Below are 17217 nucleotides of genomic sequence, written 5' to 3'. Positions count from 1 at the left end.
GAACCATCCGAAGGGAGGCGACGGCATGAGCATGCCGACGCAGGGGTCCGGACTGGGCTCCGGATACCACCTCGACGAGGGTGCCCCGCACACCGCCGCGGAGGTGAAGGGCAGCTCGCTGGGGGACCTGATGCGTCAGGTCACCACCGACCTGTCGACGCTGATGCGTCAGGAGGTCGAACTGGCCAAGGCCGAGATCCGCCAGGAGGGCAAGAAGGCCGGTAAGGCCGCCGGGCTCTTCGGCGGTGCCGGCTTCGGCGGCTACATGGTGGCGCTCTTCGTGTCCATCGCCGTGTGGCAGTTCCTGGACAACGTCATGGACTCCGGCCTGGCCGCGCTGATCGTGGCCGCGATCTGGGCCGCGGTCGCCGCCGTCCTCTACTCCATGGCCAAGAAGAACGCCCAGCACGTACGCGGGCTCAAGCAGACCAACGACAGCGTGCAGCGGATCCCCGACGCGCTCAAGCCGCACCCGGAGGGAGTCACCCGATGAGCACCGATCCCGATCAGATCCGCCGCGAGATCGAAGCCACCCGTAACAGCCTCAGCTCCGATGTGGACGCGCTGGCGTACAAGGTAAGCCCGAGCCGCATCGTCGATGACCGTAAGCAGCGGGCCCGTTCCGCTCTGCAGAATGTGAGGGACAAGGTCATGGGAACCGCGTCTGACCTCGGCCACGGCACCGGCCAGGCCGCCCACTCGGTGGGTGACCGCGCCTCGTCGGCGGCCTCCAGCGTCAGCGACGCCGCGCACTCGGCGGCGACCACTGTCAGCGATGCCGCCCACAGCGCTCCACGGGTGATCCGGCAGAAGTCCCAGGGCAACCCTCTCGCCGCCGGTCTGATCGCGTTCGGGGTCGGCTGGCTGGCCTCCTCGCTGATTCCGGCCTCCCGCCGTGAGCAGCAGGCCGCGACCCAGCTCAAGGACCGGGTCAGCGAGCACAGCGGGGTGGTGAAGGAGAAGCTGGGCGAGGTGGCCAGCGAGCTCAAGGAAGAGCTGCGCGAGCCGGCCCAGCAGGCCGCCCAGTCGGTGAAGTCCACCGCTCAGGACGCCGTGCACGCGGTCAAGGACGACTCGAAGTCGGCCGCGCAGGACGTCAAGGACCAGGCCCAGCAGGCCCGGCACCAGGTCAACTCCTGACCCCACGCCAATCCCGACAGCTCGCGGCCACCTCGGTGACCGCGAGCTGTCGCGTCGTGGGGTGCGGTCAGCGGCGGCGTCGCAGGGCGCGGGTCGAGTGGGCGGCCCGGCGGATTCGGGTGTCGCCGTAGCGGACACCGCCGAACAGGAACCGCTGGCCGATCGCGAGCCAGCCGCACACGCCGCGCTCCAGCAGCCAGACCGGAGCCGCCAGCGCCGTCGCCGCAGGGAAGACAGCGGTGCCGCCGGCCCGACGGCGGCCCACCTCGGCGAGGGCCACAGTGCCGGCCGCCGCACCGAGCACCAGCGCGGGTCGCCGGGCCGCGACCGCCGCGGCCAGTGCCGGCAGGACCGCGAGCGTGGTCAGCAGGCGGGCCGGCTGGGCCAGATCGTCGTACGCCTGACGGACCCGTTGACCGCGGAAGTGCGCGGCGTCCGGAGGCAGCCGGCGTACGTAGAGCCAGGCCGGAGCCGCCTCGGTGCCGTCGTTCGCGCGCAGGGTGCGGATCAGCTCCAGGTTCTCGAAGAGCACGTCCGGGTCGTAGCCGCCCATGGCGAGGAAGGTGCTGCGACGCACCGCGAGGGTCCCCGGGTAGTCCGTGCCGAGCGCCCGGTTGAGCAGCGTCCGGCCGGTGTCCCACCAGGCGTGCCAGGGAAGCGGATCGAAGTAGTTCTGCGGTCGCACCAGGTCGACCCGGTCCAGCAGCCGGTGCACGGCGGTCAGCCCGGCCTCGTCGTACCGGACGTCGTCGTCGGCGATCACCACGTGCTCGTGACCTGCCGCGCGCACACCTGTGCGTACGCCGAGGACCTTGCCGTTGAGCCCGCGGGCGGTGGCGTCGGGCGGGAGGTGCCGGACCAGCCCCCGCCAGGCGTCGGCGTGCCGCGCGAACAGGTCCGGTGCGGAGCCGTCGACCACGAGCACGTCGACCCGGTCGGCCAGCCACCGCAGGTAACCGGTCAGCTCGGCCAGGCCGGTGTCGGCGTGCCAGCGCAGCGGCAGCACGTACGTCATCGGCAGACGGACCGGCGACGTGCTGGCGCGGTCGTGTTCGACGCCCCATCGGCGCGCGCCGCGTCGGGCGTCACCAGGTGGGCTGAACAGGGACATCGGCGTGCCTCCTCGGCCGGACAGCGGTGAATTCAAGGCTGAGCAGCACCTGCCCGCATTCCCGCCGATCAAACGGAGGTGTTGTTTCGACCGCCCGGCGCCGGGTAGCGCTGCCGGAGAGAGCTGTCCATCCCCGGACGTCCGGCTGGAGGAGACGAGATGACCAACAACGGAACGAGATTGGCGGTGCTCGGCGTCACCGCGGTCACGGCGGTCGGTGTGGGGCGGGCGGTGGCTCGCCGTCGGCACCGGCATCAGCCGGAGCGGCAGGACGGCTGGTACGTGGTACGTCGCGGGGTGACCGTGGACCGGTCCCGGGACGGGGTGATCGGTTTCTGGGCCGACCGGGAACGGCTGGACCGCGCGCTGGCCGGGTGGGCCACCCTGGAGCAGCTCGACGACCGGCGCTGGCGGTGCGTGGCTCGCGACCGGGCCGGTGGCGACACCGGATGGCGGGCGGAGATCACCGTCGACGGGCCCGGCGCGCTGCGGTGGCGGGTCGAGGACGGGCCGGTGCCGCAGGAGGGGCGGATCGAGCTGGTCGACGCACCCCAGGGCCGGGGCACCGAGATCCGGGCCGAGCTGCGGTACCGCTCGGGCCCGGTGCGCCGGGTGTTCGGCCTGATCGGTGGAGATGACCCCGATCTGGCGCTGCGGGACGCCCTGCGGCGCGTGAAGTCGCTGATCGAGTGTGGCCAGGTGATGGACACCCGCGACGACCCGTCCGGCCGGAGCCCGAGGCAGGAGAAGGCGACAGACAAGGTCCGGGAGAAGCTGATGACGGGAGGCCGGGCGTGAGGGCACTGTGTTGGGAAGGCGTCGGCAAGCTGGCGGTGCGGGACGTGCCGGAGCCCAGCATCCGCGCCGAGGGCGACATCATCGTCCGGGTCCGGGCCAGCAGTGTCTGTGGCTCGGACCTGCACCTGATCAACGGGTACCTGCCGGCGATGCGGGAGGGCGACATCCTCGGCCACGAGTTCATGGGCGAGGTGGTGGAGACCGGTCCCGGCGTACGACGGCACAAGGTCGGTGACCGCGTGGTGGTCGGGTCGGTGGTCGCCTGCGGTGGCTGCTGGTACTGCCGCACCGAGCAGTACTCGCTCTGCGACAACTCCAACCCCCAGCCGGTGTTCACCGAGAAGCTGTGGGGGCACTCACCGGCCGGCATCCTCGGCTACTCGCACGCCGCCGGCGGCTACTCGGGATCGCACGCCGAGTACATCCGGGTGCCGTTCGGTGACGTGGGTGCGTTCGGGGTGCCCGACGGGGTGCCGGACGACTCGGTGGTGTTCGCCTCCGACGCGATGCCCACCGGGTGGATGGCGGCGGACTTCTGCGGGCTCACCGGTGGTGAGGTGGTCGCCGTCTGGGGGGCCGGCGGCGTCGGGCAGATGGCGGCCCGGTCGGCGCAACTCCTCGGCGCCGAGCGGATCATCATGATCGACCGGTTCCCGGACCGGCTCGCCACGGCGGCCGAGCGGGTCGGCGTCGAGACGATCAACTACGCGGAGACGGACGTGCTGGAGGCACTGCGGGAGCTGACCGCCGGCCGTGGGCCGGACGCCTGCATCGAGGCCGTCGGCATGGAGTCATACGACGTCGGGCCGACCTACGCGTACGACCGGGCGAAGCAGGCGGCTCGGTTGCAGACCGACCGGCCGACCTCCGTACGCCAGGCGATCATGGCCTGCCGTAAGGGTGGCACGGTGAGCATCGTCGGGGTGTACGCCGGTCTGGTGGACAAGTTCCCGCTCGGCGCGGCCATGAACAAGGCCCTGGTGCTGCGGATGGGGCAGATGCACGCGCAGCGCTACATCCCGATGCTGCTCGACCGACTCGCGGCCGGCGAGATCGACCCCGGCTACCTGGCCACCCACCCGATCTCCCTGGAAGAGGGCGCACACGGCTACGAGCTGTTCGAGAAGAAGCAGGACGGCTGCCTCCGCAGCGTGCTGCACCCCTGACCCGCTGGCGTGCCGCCTCGCCGGTCACCCCGAAAGACCGGCGAGGCGGAGGTCAGGCGGTGCGACGGATGGTGCTGAGGGTCAGGCGGTGCGACGGATGTTGGTGAGGGTCAGGCCGAGGGGCGGCAGCGCCGGCATCCGGTGCAGGTCCAGGGCCAGGTTCTGGACGGGCACGTCGTAGCGCATGGTGCTGGTCAGGTTGGTGACCCCCCGCTTCATCAGGTCGATGGTGATCCACTCGCCCGCGCAACGGTGCCCGGCCCAGTGGTCACCGCCGCCCTGCGGGATCAGCTCGAACGGGTCCACGCGTCGGTCGGCGAACCGCTCCGGCCGGAACAGCTCCGGTTCCGGCCAGAGGGTCGGGTGGTGGTTGGTGCCGTACAGGTCGAGCAGGACCCGCCGCCCCCGGGGAAAGTGGTGGCCCTGCCAGTCGAAGGAATGCCGGACCCGGGCTGCCGCCATCGGGAAGAACGGGTAGTAGCGGCGTACTTCCTGGACGAAGTTCTCGGTGGCCTCGCCGTCGCCGCGGACCCGTTCCCGCCAGCCCGGATGGTCGTGCAGGGCGAGCGCGGCGAACGCGATGTACTGGTCCACGGCGACCACCGGCCGTAGCACGTTGAGCAGTTCCACCGCAGCGACCCGGCGGGGGAGCAGCCGTCCCTGCCGGTCCCGGTGCTCGGCGATCACGGCCAGGGCGCTGCCGGGCGGCGCCGGAAAGAGCCCGACCCGGGTCCGCTCGATGAGGTCGCCGAGCCAGCGTTCGGTGCGACGGCGGGCGAGCTGTCCCCGCCAGTGCCGGGGGCCGACCGCCGCCGGAGCCTCGATCATCGAGTGCAGCTCGACGGCGCGTCGTTCGACCTGCGACGTGGGCAGCGGCACCCCCGCCCAGGCGCAGACCACCCTGGTCAGCAACCGGCCGAGTTCGTCGTAGAGCGGCAGGGGACCGGCGGCCTCCCAGGCGGGGATCCGCGCCTGCCACTCGTCGTCGAAGAGTTGGCCGAGTTGCCGGATGGCGGTCGGCGTCATGATCGACATGAACATGGCCTTGCGGTCGGCGTGCTCCGGCCCGTCCAGCCCCTGCACGCCACGCCGACCGGTGAGGGTCCGCTGCACCCGCAGCGGCATGGCGGTCGCGCGCTGGAAGCGGTCGTTGTCGTAGAACAGCACCGCCGCGGGCCGGCCGCGCAGGCAGATTGTCGGGGCGAGCAGGATCCGGGTCTGGAAGACGTCGCTGCCGTACCGCTCGCAGCGTTCGCTGATGAACCGGTAGCCGGCGCGGAGCAACGCGAGCGTGCTGTCCGGGCTGCGGTCGGCCGGCATGGTCGCCATCGGGTCTCCTCACGCGCGGTTGCGGCCGGTCGCCACCGGCCGGCTGCGTCTACCCCCGTCACGGCCGCTGAATCCCCGCGCCGACGGCACGCCGGCTGGCCCCTCCCAGGGGCAGCGGAACCTGGTTTGCTGCTGGTGGGGCAACCACGGGGAGGGCGGATGCGCGACAACACATCACCGCACTGGCGGCAGCGACGAGCGGTCGGGGCACTGGGCCGAGGCCGCGACGCGCGGCCACTCATCGGGCCGCCCCGGCGGCCCACCCGGCCACACCGCTTCTTCACCGTGCACCTGGGCTTCACCGCGCCCAGCGTGGTCGAGGCACGCGAGCTTGCCGTGGCGTACGCGGAGGCGCTCAACCTGCTCCGCCCGGAGGTGGCGCTCGGGGCGGCGGCCCTGTCACCGGCCGATGCCTGGCAGCGGGCCGAACGGCTGTTCTGCGGTGCGCTCGGCCCGGACGGCGAGCGCTGCGTCGACGTGGCCGATCACCCCGGCTTCCACCACGCCCCGGGCCCCGGCGGTCTCGGCTGGGGCGACGGCGACGGCCCCGCCCGTGACTGACCGCCAACCCGGGGCCGCCGGTCCCGGGTCGACGGCCACCGCCCGCTCGCGGGCACGATCAGTCCAGGTCAAACTCGCCGTCCTGCGCGCCGGCCACGAACGCGTCCCACTCGGCCTGCGTGAAGACCAGCACCGGCCCGTCCGGCTCGGCCGAGTTGCGCATCCCGATCAGATCGTCGACGAAGGCGACCTCTACGGCGCTGTCGGAGGTGTCCCCTTCGGCCCGCTGCCAGACCGCCCGAGAGAGGTCGAAGTCGCCCTTGGGGTGCTGCGCCATTGTTCTTTCCTCCAGTGCCGAGGGTCGTGTGGTGACCGGGTGCCGATCCCCATCGGGCAGGATAAGCGGATGCCGAGCCTGACCCGTGTAGAGGCGACCGCGCGTGGCGCGGCGATTACTGTCGAGTCCTATCAGGTGGACCTCGACCTGACCGCTGGCACCGAGCTGTTCCGATCCCGCGTCGAGATCCGGTTCCGGGCGACCGCCGGCACCGCGACCTTCGCCGAGGTCAAGCCCGCAAAACTGCTCGGCGTACGCCTCAACGACCGCGACCTCGACCCCGGTCTGCTCACCGACAACCGGCTGCCGCTCGACGACCTGCTCGCGGACAACACGCTGGTCGTCGAGGCGGAGATGGCATATTCCAGGACGGGCGAGGGGATGCACCGCTTCGTCGACCCGGCCGACGGCGAGTCCTACCTCTACGCGGTGTCCTTCCTCGACAACGTGCAGCGCATCTTCGCCGCGTTCGACCAGCCCGACCTCAAGGCCCCGTTCACCCTCTCGGTGACCGCGCCGCCGGAATGGACGGTGTCCGGCAACGCCGAGGTGGCCGCAAACCCCGCGCCCGGCCGTTGGGAGTTCGCCCCGACCGCGCCGCTGGCCACATACTTCTTCTCGCTGATCGCCGGTCCCTACCACGTCCGGCGGGCCGAGCACGACGGCGTGCCGCTGGGCATCTACTGCCGCCGGTCGCTCGCCGAGCACCTGGACGCCGACGCCGAGGAGATCTTCACCATCACCCGGCAGTGCCTGGACCGGTTCCACCAGCTCTTCACCGAGCGCTACCCGTTCGGCAAGTACGACCAGGCGTTCGTGCCCGAGTTCAACGCCGGCGCGATGGAAAACCCGGGCATCGTCACCTTCCGCGACGACTACGTGTTCCGCTCGGCGGTCACCGACACCCAGCGCGAGCTGCGGGCCACCACCATCGCGCACGAAATGGCACACATGTGGTTCGGTGACCTGGTCACCATGCGCTGGTGGGACGACCTGTGGTTGAACGAGTCCTTCGCGGAATACCTGGGCACCCGGGTCACCGCCGAGGCGACCCGCTTCGACCAGGCGTGGACCACCTTCGCGATGCGCCGCAAGGCATGGGGGTACGCCGCCGACCAGCGCCCCTCCACCCACCCGGTCGCCCCGGAGGAGGTGGCCGACACCGACGAGGGCCTGCTCAACTTCGACGGCATCTCGTACGCCAAGGGCGCCAGCGTGCTCCGGCAACTGGTCGCGTGGCTCGGTGACGAGGCGTTCCTCGCCGGCCTGAACGCGCACTTCGCGGCGCACCGCTTCGGCAACGCCACCCTCGACGACCTGCTGACCAGCCTCTCCGCCGCCAGCGGGCGGGACCTGTCCGGTTGGGCCGAGCTGTGGCTACGCCGGCCACAGGTCAACACCCTGCGCGCCGAGGTCGCCGTCGACGCCGACGGCCACTACGCCGAGGTGGCCGTGGTGCAGACGGCGCCCGAGTCACACCAGGTGCTGCGTCCGCACCGCATCGGCGTGGGCCGCTACTCGATGGACGGCGCCGTCGAGCGCGACGAGGTGGACATCGACCCCGCCGCCGACGGTGGCCGCACGGTGCTGGGTGGGCTGACCGGCGCCCCGGCGGCCCGGCTGCTCCTGCTCAACGACGGTGATCTCAGCTTCGCCAAGGTGCGCCTCGACCCGGCGTCGGCGGACGCCGTTCCGCTGGTGCTTCCCGGGCTGACCGACCCACTGGCGAGGGCGGTGCTCTGGAGCGAGGCGCTGGACGCGGCGACCGACGGGGAGCGGCCGGTCACCGGCCTCGTCGAGCTGATGGTCGCCGCGCTGCCGGCCGAAACCGAAGTGATCATCGCGGAGGACGTGCTGACCCTCAGCCGGTCGCTGATCGACCGCTATCTCGACCCACTGGCCCGGTCCACAGCGCTGGCCCGGGTCGCCGGGGCGTGCCAACGACTGCTCGACGGTGCGCAGGCGGGGAAGTCGTTGCAGCTGGCCGCCGCCCGCGGCTGGATCGCCGCGACCACCGACGTGGACCTGCTCGTCGGCTGGCTCGCCGGCCGGGACGTGCCGACCGGCCTGAAGGTCGACGCGGAGCTGCGCTGGGCGGTGCTGCGTCGGCTGGTGGTGCTGGGCGCCGCCGGCGAGGCGGAGATCGCCCTCGAGGCAGCCGCCGACAACAGCTCCACGGGGGCGGAACGGGCCGCCCGCTGCCGGGCCGCCCTGCCCGACCCGGCCGCGAAGCAGGCAGCCTGGGAAATCATCGTGCGGGACACCGAGCTGTCCAGCCGGCCGTTGGAGGCGACCGCCGAGGGGTTCTGGCAACCCGAACAGGCCGAGCTGACCGCCGCCTACGTCGATCGGTACTTCGCGGACATGCCGGCCGCCGCGCGCCGGCGTACCCCCTGGACGGCCGACCGGGTCGCGGCCCTGGCGTTTCCCCGCTACGCCGTGGCGCAGCCGACCCGGGAAGCGGCCGCGGCGTTGCTGGCCCGCGACGACCTGACCCCCGGCCTGCGCCGGGTGGTGACCGACGCCGACGACGACCTGCGCCGCGCGCTGGTCGCCCGAACGGCGGTGGCCGCCGCGTCCGCATAGGGCTGATTGGGCGCGGGGTCCGGGACGGTTCGACACCCCGATTCCCCGGACCCCCAGTCGATCAGGCAAGGACCACCCCGCACCCGTAGTTCAGCGCAGTGCGGGCTCCGCCGTGACCGGCGCGTCCCAGTCGATGACGTACCGCTGCTCGTGGGCGATCGTCTTCTCCGGGTCCATCGCGGTGCGCACCAGCAGGGGCATCAGCAACGGCATCAGCGTCCGGCCGACCGGCCCCGGCGCCTTGGTGTGGTTGATCCGCGCCGCGCGGGCGGCGACCTTCTCCACCCGGGTGCGACGGAGCCCCTCGAACGCGGCGAACGCCGACGCCACGTCCGGTAGGTCACGCAGGCAGCGGGCGAGCTGCACCGCGCTCTCGATGGCCAGCGACGCGCCCTGCCCGGAGCTGTTCGACGGTGCGTGCGCCGCATCGCCGACCAGCACCATCCGACCCCGGTGCCAGTGCGGCACCGGCGGCATGATCTGCAACGCCCCGACCACCTGGAGTTCGTCCGCGGTGCTGGTCGCCATCAGCTCCCGGCCCGGGTCGTCGTCGCCGTAGGTGCCGCGCAGCGTGGCCAGCCACTGCGCCGACGGCACCGTGCGGGCCTCGACCAGGCTCATCGGCCGCTGGTACGGCAGGTTGGCCCCCCACCGGGTGCCACCGTCCGGCTCCGGCCAGTAGAGGTAGTAGCCGCGGCGCCCGAACGCGAACGTCATAGTGCCCGGCTCCGCATCCACCTCGTGCCGGGCCACCGCCTCGAAGCCGAGCAGACCGGTGAACCGGGGGCCGGGCGCGGCCGGGTCGATCAGGCCACGAACGGTCGACCGGATGCCGTCCGCACCGATCAGGACGTCGGCGGTGGCGGTACTCCCGTCCTCGAAGTGGGCGGTCACGCCGCTCTCCGTCTGCTCGGCGTCGACCAGCCGCTTGCCGTACGCGAAACCGACCCCCTCGGCGACCGCCTGGTCGTGCAGCGCCCGATGCAGCTCGGCGCGGTGCACCACGTGCAGCGGTGGCACTCCGCTCAGCGTGGGCAGGTCGATGCGGCGTCGGCCGACCGCCATGACGCTGCGCGTGATCGGGGTGGCGGTCGCCGTCACCGCCCGGTCCGCGCCGACCGTACGCAGGGCCGCCACGCCGTTGGGCGCGAGCGCGAGGGTGCCGCCGATGCCGCCAACTCCGCTGGCGGTGGCGGGGTACGCCTCGTGGACGGTCGCCGTGATGCCGGCGCGGCGCAGTGCGAGTGCCGTCACCGGTCCGGCAATGCCGCCGCCGATGACGATCGCGGTTCGTACCGTGGTCATGCTCTTCTCCCTGAGGTGTGTGGTCGCGTGCGACCGACCTGGGAGGGAGCCCGGTTATCCTCTGGTTGCCGCTTCGGGCCGGGCGCCTTCCCAGGCATCGGTTCGGGGTAAGGGCTCCGGCGGGGTGTTGGCGCACCCCGCCGGAGCCGTTCTTCAGTCGGCTTCCCGGCTGCTGGCTGTCGGGGTGCTGGTTTTCGGAGTGGTGGTGTCGACGCCGGTTGTTTCGGCGCCGGCGCTTTCGGCGTTGGCTTTCGAGGTGCTGGTTTTCTCGGCGCTTTCGGCGTTGGCCTTCGGGGCGCTGGTGGTGTCGGTGCTTTCGGCGTTGGTCTTGGGGGTGGTGGTTCTCTCGGCCAGCTCGGTCAGCTCCGCGGACATCTCGCCGGTTTCGTGGAAGGCCCGCCAGGTGTCCAGCCCCGGGTAGCTGCCCGAGGTCAGCTCCGCGAGCAGCCCCCGCAGCCAGGAGGCCTCCGCGTCCCGCATGGCGAGGTCGTACTCCGACTCCACCAGGAACAGCCGCGGAACCTCCCGCAGGTGCGCGTCGAGCGCTTCCCGGTCCTGGCGGATCACGTCCTCCAGCAGGTCGAGCCGTTGCCGCAGCAGGGCGGCGGCCTCGTCGGGATGCAGGGCGGCGAGAACGGACAGGCCGGCTCGGAAGCGGGGATGCTCGGGCATCGGCGTGGAGACCAACTCGCGGGCCCAGTCGACCAGCTCCGCCCGCCCCAGGTCCGTGATGCGGTAGACGGTGCGTTCCGGGCGTCGACCCTCGCGGACGCTCTCCACCGCTTCGATCATGCGGTGTTTGTCCATGTTGCGGATCACCGTGTAGAAGGACCCCCACTTGAACTCCATGTCCTGGTCCTTGCCCCAGGCACGCAGTGCGGTGGCGATCTCGTACGGGTGCATCGGCCGCTGGACCAGGGCAGACAGCACGGCCAGCGCCAGCAGGTTGCCGACCTTGCGCCGCTTCTGCACGACCGCTCCTCTGCTCGCGAGCGATTACTCGTACGCGAGTATATGCCCATGCTGACTCACCCCGCGACCCCCGTGCGGCGACCTCCCGGTGCGGCGACCCCGTGCGGCGACCCCCGGTGCGGGGACCCCCGGGGTGCGGCGGACCCCCCGGTGCGGGGACCCCCGGGGTGCGGCGGACCCCCCGGTGCGGGGACCCCCCGGGTGCGGCGACCCCCGGTGCGGGGACCCCCCGGGTGCGGGGACCCCCCGGGTGCGGGGACCCCCCGGGTGCGGCGACCCCCCGGTGCGGCGACCTCGTGCGGTTGCCTCGTGGTGTGCCCCCATGCGGCGACCCGCCGCGAGGCCCGCCCGCGCGACGACTCGCCCTCCGTGCTGAGCGCGCTGAGCCCGCTCTGCGCCGCCTGCGGCGTGATCGACTCCGTTTTCTGAAAATCGGGGTGTCACGCCGTACCGGACACCCCGATTTCCAGAAAGCCGAGTCGATCACCGCGCGGTGCCATCAAGTCGATCACCGCGCGGCCGCCGGATGCCCCGCGACCGACGGCGTGGTAACCCCGCACCACGTCTGCCAGAACCGCACCCGATGTACCGCGAACGCTCGCTGCCGACTTGCTTCGCCGACCGCGCTCCGCGCCCCGCTCGCGCCCTCTCGCGTGGTGATCGACTCGGTTTTCATGAAGTCGGGGTGTTCGGGCCGGTGCGACGCCGCGTTTTTCAGGAAGCCGAGTCGATCACCGCGCGGCGCCTCCGGACGCCCTGGACGCCGGTGCGGTGACCCGCGCTCGGTGCGCCTGACTGTGCTCCGCCGCACCGCTCCGCGCCCCGCTCGCGCCCTCTCGCACGGTGATCGACTCGGTTTTCATGAAGTCGGGGTGTTCGGGCCGGCGTGACACCCCGATTTCCAGAAAGCCGAGTCGATCACCCTGTCATGCCGAGTCGATCACCCTGTCATGCCGAGTCGATCACCACGTCACGCCGAGTCGATCATCACGTCACGCCGAATTGATCACCACGCCGGGCCGAGTCGATCACCGGCCGGCCGAGTTGATCGCCCTGGCGTGTCGGGGTTGATCAGCGTGAAGCCCGAGGTGACCGCCGCGCCGCCGGGGCGAATCGTCTGCCCGGCAGGCTGCCATCCGGTGGGCTGACGTGCGCCCGATACCGGGCGGCAACGGAGCGCCGCGACGTCCGGCCTACGATCACGGGGTGGAGGAAGACATCCGGCGGATCGGGATCATGGGTGGCACCTTCGACCCGATCCACCACGGGCACCTCGTCGCGGCCAGTGAGGTGGCGGACCGGTTCGGTCTGGACGAGGTGGTTTTCGTCCCCACCGGTCAGCCGTGGCAGAAGGCTGATGAGCCGGTCAGCCCAGCCGAGGACCGGTACCTGATGACGGTCATCGCCACCGCCTCCAACCCCCGCTTCCAGGTCAGCCGGGTCGACATCGACCGCAGTGGCCCCACCTACACGGTCGACACCCTGCGTGATCTTCAGGCCGAGTACGGCCCCAAGGTGCAGCTGTTCTTCATCACCGGCGCGGACGCGCTGCAACGCATCCTGTCGTGGAAGGACCTGGACGAGATCTTCGAGCTGGCCCACTTCATCGGGGTGACCCGGCCCGGCTTCCAGTTGACCGACAAGCACCTTCCGGCGGACACCGTCAGCCTGATCCAGGTGCCAGCGATGTCCATCTCGTCGACCGACTGCCGCGCTCGGGTCGCCCGGGGTGAGCCGGTCTGGTATCTGGTGCCCGACGGTGTGGTGCAGTACATCGCCAAGCGGCGCCTCTATCAGGGCTGATCACGCCTGGTATGGCCCGGTCTGTGCGCTTAACCGACCAGAACTGACCGGTCGGGGCGTCGCCGGGTATGAGACGCTTGGAGGATCGCACGCTTGATCTAAGGAGAACGGTGACAGTTTCCGAACGCGCTCACGAGCTGGCTATCGCGGCTGCCCAGGCCGCTGCCGACAAGAAGGCGCAGGACATCACGATCATCGACGTCGGCGACCAGCTCGCCATCACCGACGCGTTCGTGCTCGCTGCCGCCCCCAACGAGCGTCAGGTGCTGGCCATCGTCGACGCGATCGAGGCGAGTCTGCTGGAGCTGCCGGAGAAGGCGAAGCCGGTGCGGCGCGAGGGCGAGCGTGGCGGCCGTTGGGTGCTGCTCGACTACGTGGACATCGTGGTGCACGTCCAGCACACCGAGGAGCGCGAGTTCTACGCGCTCGACCGGCTCTGGAAGGACTGCCCCACCATCCCGTTCGTCGACCGCGACCTGGTCGAGGCCGACGCCAGCGGGTCCGCCGCAGCAGAATGACCCGGCTGATCGTCTGGCGGCACGGCAACACCGACTGGAACGCCGCCAACCGCGTGCAGGGGCAGACCGACGTACCCCTGAATGAGCTGGGCCGCGACCAGGCCCGCGCCGCCGCCCCGCTGCTCGCGGCGCTGCGGCCCGACGCGATCGTGTCGAGCGACCTGAGCCGCGCCGCGGAGACCGCTGGCGCGCTCGCCGCGCTGACGGGGCTTCCGGTGCGCTCTGACGCCCGGCTGCGTGAGCGGCACTTCGGTCAGTGGCAGGGTCTGCACCTCACCGAGGTCGCCGAGCGCTTTCCCGAGGAGTACGCGCGCTGGCGGGCCGGCGACCCCGATCCGGGCGCGGATCTGGAGCCTCTGCACGACCTCGGCGAGCGGGTCGGCGCCGCGTTGCGGGAGGCGGCCGACTCGGCACCGGGCGGCACCGTGGTGATCGCCACCCACGGTGGTGGCTCCCGGCAGGGCATCGGTCACCTGCTCGGTTGGGACACCAACGTGCTGCGCACCATCGGTTCGCTGGCCAACTGCCACTGGAGCGAGCTGCGGCACGACGACCGCGCGCCGGCTGTCGGGCGTCCGCAGGACGTCCGGGGGTGGCAGCTGCGGGCGCACAACGTCGGCCTGGTCACCGCCCCGGTCGTCGTTGACGCGATCTGAACGCTTCCGCCTCGTCGTTCGACCTCTCGATCGGCTAGCGTGCCGGGCATGCCCGTCGCGGTTGTCATCGACTCCACCGCCTACCTTCCGCCCGAGCTGGTGCAGGCGCACCGGCTGACCGTCGTTCCGTTGACCGTCGTGCTCAACGGCGCGGAGGGGCTGGAGGGGGTGGAGACCCAGCCGGCCGACGCCACCCTGGCGCTGAGCGCCCGGCGGGTCACCGCGACCACGTCCCGGCCGGCACCCGAGCAGTTCGCCCGCACGTACCGCCGACTGCTCGACGACGGCGCCGACGGCGTCGTCTCGGTGCACATCTCCGCCGCACTGTCCGGCACGGTGGAGGCGGCCCGGCTCGCCGCCGCCGACTTCGACGGCCGCGTCGAGGTCGTGGACAGTCGCTCCACGGGCATGGGGCTCGGCTTCCCGGCCATCGCGGCCGCCACCGCCGCCCAGGCGGGCGCCGACCTGACCGGGGTACGCGACGCCGCGCTCGCCGCCGTCGCCCGCACCACCGTCTGGTTCTACGTCGACACGCTGGAGTTCCTTCGCCGAGGCGGCCGGATCAACGCCGCCGAGGCGTTGCTGGGGACCGCCCTGTCCGTCAAGCCGATCATGCACATGCCGGACGGGGCGATCGTGCTGCGCGAGAAGGTCCGTACCGCCAGCCGGGGAGTGGCCCGTCTCGTGGATCTGGCCGTCGAGGCGGCCGGGGACGACGAGGTGGACATCGGGGTGCATCATCTGGCGGCGCCGCAGCGGGCCGAGGCGTTGCTCGCCGCGCTGACCGGGCGGTTCGGTGACCGGCTGCACGACACGTACGTCTCCGAGGCGGGTGCGGTCGTCGCCGCGCACGCGGGCCCGGGTCTGGCCAGCGTGGTCGTTCACCGCAGGCCGGCCGGCTGAGCCTATGGCGACGTCCTGTGTGGTCACCGGCGGCGGCCGTGGTGTCGGCCGGGCCGTGGTGGAGCGCCTGGTGGCGACCGGTCTCACGGTCGTCGTGCTGGAGCGCGACGCGGACGCGGTCGACTGGCTGACCGGGCACCCGGCTGCCGACCGGCTCGTCGCCGTGATCGGCGACGCCGCCGACGAGCAGGTTGCCGAGCACGCCGCCGAGCTGGCCGAACGGGCCGCGCCCCTGTCCGGCTGGGTGAACAACGCGGCGGTCTTCCGCGACGCCGCGCTGCACTCCGCCTCGGCCGACACGGTGCTGGAACTGATCGAGCTGAACCTACGCCCGGCGGTGGCGGGCGCTGCGGTGGCCGTGCGCCGGTTCCTGGCCCGCGCCGCCGGCGGCGCGATCGTCAACGTCTCGTCGCACCAGGCCCGCCGGCCGGTGTCAGGTGCCTTGCCGTACGCGACGGCGAAGGCCGCTGTGGAGGGGCTGACGCGGGCGCTGGCCGTCGAGTACGGGAGGCACGGCATCCGTGCCAACGCGGTCGCGCTCGGCTCGATCGCCACCGAGCGGCACGCCGACTTTTTGGCCGCGCAGGAACCCTCCCAGGCCCAGTGGATCGACGCCGAGCTGACCCGGCTGCACCCGGTGGGGCGCATCGGGCGGGTCGACGAGGTGGCCGAGGCCGTCGCGTACCTGCTGTCACCTGCGGCGAGCTTCGTCAACGGGGTGACGCTGCCGGTGGACGGCGGACGGGCCGTACTCGGCCTCGACCCAGAGACCCGCTGAGGTCTGCGGAACGCCGCGCCGCGATCGACGCTAACTGTCGGCGACGAAGACGCCCTGGCCCTGCTGACCGTAGATCAGGTTCCGCTCGTGCAGTTCCTTGACGGCTCGATAGGCCGTTGAGCGTGCCACGTTGTAGAGCTCGCCGATCTCCGACACCGACGGCAGTTGTTGGCCAGGCGAGTATTCGCCTGAGCGGATCTTCTGCTCGATGTCGTCCGCAACGCGGCGGTAGTGCGGTGGTCTCGTCGGCATGAGCGGCTCTCCCGGACTTCAGCGGAGATCATGTTTCCAGCCCGGGCGTGATCGAGACAAGGCGGCAACGCAGCAAAGTGGAGATAGTGAGAACTTGACTACAGTGAGACAGTGGATACAGTGAGACAGTGACCGGGTGCTCCTGGACTTCAGCACTCCCGAGGTATCCGGTCTGCCCGCCCTGAGGGAGCGCATCGCAAGGCTTTGGCCCTCAGGGCGGGCTACTTCGGATCGCGCGGAGGCGCCAAAGATGCCAATCGATGAACCGGTGTCCACGGCGACCGAACTGTTCATAGCCAAGAGGGTGCTGGATGCTCACTGGACCCGGGCGCTCGACCGGCCGTGGCGGGCGGGCGGGTGCCTGGAGTGCCGAGGACGCAGCGAGTGCCGACAACTCGACTGGGCGTTGGCGCTCACGGCGGAAGTCGCCTCGGTCATCTTCAGAAACGGTGAATGATCCTGCCCGCGCCGCTGTGTTAGCCTCCGTGCGCGCCCCAGATGGGCCTACCCCCCCGGAGGTTCTGGCTACTTCAGCCACCACGCCGAGATCGACGCGATGTGCGCGTCCCTCGTGCGGGATCCGGGGCGTCGGTGCCCGCGGGGCTTTGTCATCTGCGTGGCTGGGTGAACGCTGTGGGCCTCCGGTCGGGTCTTCGGATCGACCGGGAAGAAGACGGCACGGATGACAGTCACGTTCAACCACACCATCATCGCCAGCAAGGACAAGAGCGCCTCAGCCGCGTTCTACCGGGAGTTGTTCGAGCTACCCGAGGCGCCATCGTGGGGGCCGTTCGCCAACGTCCAACTGGACGAGGGTGTGCTGCTCCAGTTCGCCGAGCCGCCGGTGGACATCCAGATGCAGCACTACGCGTTCCTCGTCGACGACGAGCTGTTCGTGCGGTGCCTGGCGTTCGTCGAGGGGCGTGGCATCACGTACTGGGCCGACCCGCAGCTGAAGCGGGAGGGGGAGACCAACACCGAGCACGGTGGGCGGGGCTTCTACTTCTTCGACCCGGCGGGACACGCGATCGAAATCATCACCCGGCCGTACCTGTAGCAGGC

At 71.6% G+C, this 17217-nt stretch carries 19 protein-coding genes; 13 read left to right on the top strand and 6 right to left on the bottom strand.

Features of this window, described 5'->3' with window-relative positions:
* Positions 1–25: 25 nt before the first annotated feature.
* Together HNR22_RS12790 and HNR22_RS12785 are read left to right on the top strand one after the other, a co-directional pair.
* Positions 26–493, top strand: a complete 468-nt coding sequence (locus HNR22_RS12790) for a phage holin family protein (protein WP_179780560.1) — start codon at positions 26–28, stop codon at positions 491–493.
* Positions 490–1140, top strand: a complete 651-nt coding sequence (locus HNR22_RS12785; protein ID WP_179780559.1) for a DUF3618 domain-containing protein — start codon at positions 490–492, stop codon at positions 1138–1140. Before HNR22_RS12790 ends, HNR22_RS12785 begins: the two co-directional genes overlap by 4 nt.
* 67 nt (positions 1141–1207) lie before the next feature.
* Here the strand turns inward: HNR22_RS12785 and HNR22_RS12780 are convergent, their stop codons facing one another.
* Positions 1208–2251: a glycosyltransferase family 2 protein gene (locus tag HNR22_RS12780; RefSeq protein ID WP_246380809.1), complete on the bottom strand. Its 1044-nt coding sequence runs from the start codon at positions 2249–2251 to the stop codon at positions 1208–1210.
* A gap of 159 nt (positions 2252–2410) precedes the next feature.
* Here HNR22_RS12780 and HNR22_RS12775 point away from each other — a divergent pair, with 159 nt between their 5' ends.
* Both HNR22_RS12775 and HNR22_RS12770 read left to right on the top strand, forming a co-directional pair.
* Positions 2411–3049, top strand: coding sequence for an SRPBCC family protein (locus HNR22_RS12775; protein ID WP_179780558.1), 639 nt, complete (start codon positions 2411–2413; stop codon positions 3047–3049).
* Complete coding sequence (locus HNR22_RS12770) at positions 3046–4215, top strand: alcohol dehydrogenase catalytic domain-containing protein (RefSeq protein WP_179780557.1); 1170 nt, start codon at positions 3046–3048, stop codon at positions 4213–4215. The genes HNR22_RS12775 and HNR22_RS12770 overlap by 4 nt, the downstream gene beginning before the upstream one ends.
* Before the next feature lie 81 nt (positions 4216–4296).
* Here HNR22_RS12770 and HNR22_RS12765 read toward each other — a convergent pair whose 3' ends face one another.
* Positions 4297–5544: a cytochrome P450 gene (locus HNR22_RS12765; protein WP_179780556.1), complete on the bottom strand. Its 1248-nt coding sequence runs from the start codon at positions 5542–5544 to the stop codon at positions 4297–4299.
* 159 nt (positions 5545–5703) lie between these two features.
* Between HNR22_RS12765 and HNR22_RS12760 the strand changes: the two genes are divergently transcribed.
* A complete protein-coding gene (locus HNR22_RS12760; RefSeq protein WP_179780555.1) occupies positions 5704–6105 on the top strand; it encodes a hypothetical protein in 402 nt (133 codons plus the stop codon).
* 58 nt (positions 6106–6163) lie between these two features.
* On the opposite strand, the gene HNR22_RS12755 is transcribed toward HNR22_RS12760, so the two are convergent.
* On the bottom strand, positions 6164–6382 hold the full coding sequence (locus tag HNR22_RS12755) for a DUF397 domain-containing protein (RefSeq protein ID WP_030336536.1): 219 nt from the start codon (positions 6380–6382) through the stop codon (positions 6164–6166).
* Positions 6383–6451: 69 nt separating this feature from the next.
* On the opposite strand from HNR22_RS12755, the gene pepN reads away from it, so the two are divergent.
* Entirely contained in the window at positions 6452–8968 is a 2517-nt protein-coding gene (gene pepN, locus HNR22_RS12750; protein ID WP_179780554.1) for an aminopeptidase N, read from the top strand.
* A gap of 90 nt (positions 8969–9058) precedes the next feature.
* Here the strand turns inward: pepN and HNR22_RS12745 are convergent, their stop codons facing one another.
* The gene (locus HNR22_RS12745; RefSeq protein ID WP_179780553.1) at positions 9059–10273 is read right to left on the bottom strand and encodes an FAD-dependent monooxygenase; all 1215 of its coding nucleotides are present in this window, start codon (positions 10271–10273) and stop codon (positions 9059–9061) included.
* Between the two features lie 153 nt (positions 10274–10426).
* A complete protein-coding gene (locus HNR22_RS12740; RefSeq protein WP_343059804.1) occupies positions 10427–11245 on the bottom strand; it encodes a PadR family transcriptional regulator in 819 nt (272 codons plus the stop codon).
* A 1206-nt stretch (positions 11246–12451) separates the two neighbouring features.
* Between HNR22_RS12740 and nadD the strand changes: the two genes are divergently transcribed.
* The 5 genes from nadD to HNR22_RS12715 all read left to right on the top strand — a co-directional run bounded on the left by nadD (position 12452) and on the right by HNR22_RS12715 (position 15903).
* Positions 12452–13048, top strand: coding sequence for a nicotinate-nucleotide adenylyltransferase (nadD, locus tag HNR22_RS12735; protein WP_179780552.1), 597 nt, complete (start codon positions 12452–12454; stop codon positions 13046–13048).
* A gap of 110 nt (positions 13049–13158) precedes the next feature.
* On the top strand, positions 13159–13566 hold the full coding sequence (rsfS, locus tag HNR22_RS12730) for a ribosome silencing factor (RefSeq protein WP_088949720.1): 408 nt from the start codon (positions 13159–13161) through the stop codon (positions 13564–13566).
* Positions 13563–14222, top strand: a complete 660-nt coding sequence (locus tag HNR22_RS12725) for a histidine phosphatase family protein (RefSeq protein ID WP_179780551.1) — start codon at positions 13563–13565, stop codon at positions 14220–14222. Before rsfS ends, HNR22_RS12725 begins: the two co-directional genes overlap by 4 nt.
* Positions 14223–14270: 48 nt before the next feature.
* Positions 14271–15125 carry a DegV family protein gene (locus HNR22_RS12720; protein WP_179780550.1) on the top strand — a complete coding sequence of 285 codons (855 nt, stop codon included), beginning with the start codon at positions 14271–14273 and terminating at the stop codon, positions 15123–15125.
* A gap of 4 nt (positions 15126–15129) precedes the next feature.
* A complete protein-coding gene (locus tag HNR22_RS12715; protein ID WP_179780549.1) occupies positions 15130–15903 on the top strand; it encodes an SDR family NAD(P)-dependent oxidoreductase in 774 nt (257 codons plus the stop codon).
* 30 nt (positions 15904–15933) lie between these two features.
* Here HNR22_RS12715 and HNR22_RS12710 read toward each other — a convergent pair whose 3' ends face one another.
* Positions 15934–16155, bottom strand: a complete 222-nt coding sequence (locus HNR22_RS12710; RefSeq protein WP_091409860.1) for a GntR family transcriptional regulator — start codon at positions 16153–16155, stop codon at positions 15934–15936.
* A gap of 250 nt (positions 16156–16405) precedes the next feature.
* On the opposite strand from HNR22_RS12710, the gene HNR22_RS12705 reads away from it, so the two are divergent.
* Together HNR22_RS12705 and HNR22_RS12700 are read left to right on the top strand one after the other, a co-directional pair.
* Positions 16406–16612: a hypothetical protein gene (locus HNR22_RS12705; protein WP_179780548.1), complete on the top strand. Its 207-nt coding sequence runs from the start codon at positions 16406–16408 to the stop codon at positions 16610–16612.
* A 225-nt stretch (positions 16613–16837) separates the two neighbouring features.
* Positions 16838–17212 carry a VOC family protein gene (locus HNR22_RS12700; protein ID WP_112604312.1) on the top strand — a complete coding sequence of 125 codons (375 nt, stop codon included), beginning with the start codon at positions 16838–16840 and terminating at the stop codon, positions 17210–17212.
* Positions 17213–17217 lie beyond the last annotated feature (5 nt).

Origin of the sequence: Micromonospora jinlongensis, assembly GCF_013410645.1 — a bacterium.
Lineage (GTDB): Bacteria > Actinomycetota > Actinomycetes > Mycobacteriales > Micromonosporaceae > Micromonospora > Micromonospora zamorensis.
This window is presented reverse-complemented; position numbering and strand designations above follow the sequence as displayed.

Coding starts and splice junctions, on each gene's coding strand:
- HNR22_RS12790 (WP_179780560.1), top strand. CDS start 26: ATGAGCATGCCGACGCAGGGGTCCGGACTGGGCTCCGGATACCACCTC.
- HNR22_RS12785 (WP_179780559.1), top strand. CDS start 490: ATGAGCACCGATCCCGATCAGATCCGCCGCGAGATCGAAGCCACCCGT.
- HNR22_RS12780 (WP_246380809.1), bottom strand. CDS start 2,251: ATGTCCCTGTTCAGCCCACCTGGTGACGCCCGACGCGGCGCGCGCCGA.
- HNR22_RS12775 (WP_179780558.1), top strand. CDS start 2,411: ATGACCAACAACGGAACGAGATTGGCGGTGCTCGGCGTCACCGCGGTC.
- HNR22_RS12765 (WP_179780556.1), bottom strand. CDS start 5,544: ATGGCGACCATGCCGGCCGACCGCAGCCCGGACAGCACGCTCGCGTTG.
- HNR22_RS12760 (WP_179780555.1), top strand. CDS start 5,704: ATGCGCGACAACACATCACCGCACTGGCGGCAGCGACGAGCGGTCGGG.
- HNR22_RS12755 (WP_030336536.1), bottom strand. CDS start 6,382: ATGGCGCAGCACCCCAAGGGCGACTTCGACCTCTCTCGGGCGGTCTGG.
- pepN (WP_179780554.1), top strand. CDS start 6,452: ATGCCGAGCCTGACCCGTGTAGAGGCGACCGCGCGTGGCGCGGCGATT.
- HNR22_RS12745 (WP_179780553.1), bottom strand. CDS start 10,273: ATGACCACGGTACGAACCGCGATCGTCATCGGCGGCGGCATTGCCGGA.
- HNR22_RS12725 (WP_179780551.1), top strand. CDS start 13,563: ATGACCCGGCTGATCGTCTGGCGGCACGGCAACACCGACTGGAACGCC.
- HNR22_RS12720 (WP_179780550.1), top strand. CDS start 14,271: ATGCCCGTCGCGGTTGTCATCGACTCCACCGCCTACCTTCCGCCCGAG.
- HNR22_RS12715 (WP_179780549.1), top strand. CDS start 15,130: ATGGCGACGTCCTGTGTGGTCACCGGCGGCGGCCGTGGTGTCGGCCGG.
- HNR22_RS12710 (WP_091409860.1), bottom strand. CDS start 16,155: ATGCCGACGAGACCACCGCACTACCGCCGCGTTGCGGACGACATCGAG.
- HNR22_RS12705 (WP_179780548.1), top strand. CDS start 16,406: ATGCCAATCGATGAACCGGTGTCCACGGCGACCGAACTGTTCATAGCC.
- HNR22_RS12700 (WP_112604312.1), top strand. CDS start 16,838: ATGACAGTCACGTTCAACCACACCATCATCGCCAGCAAGGACAAGAGC.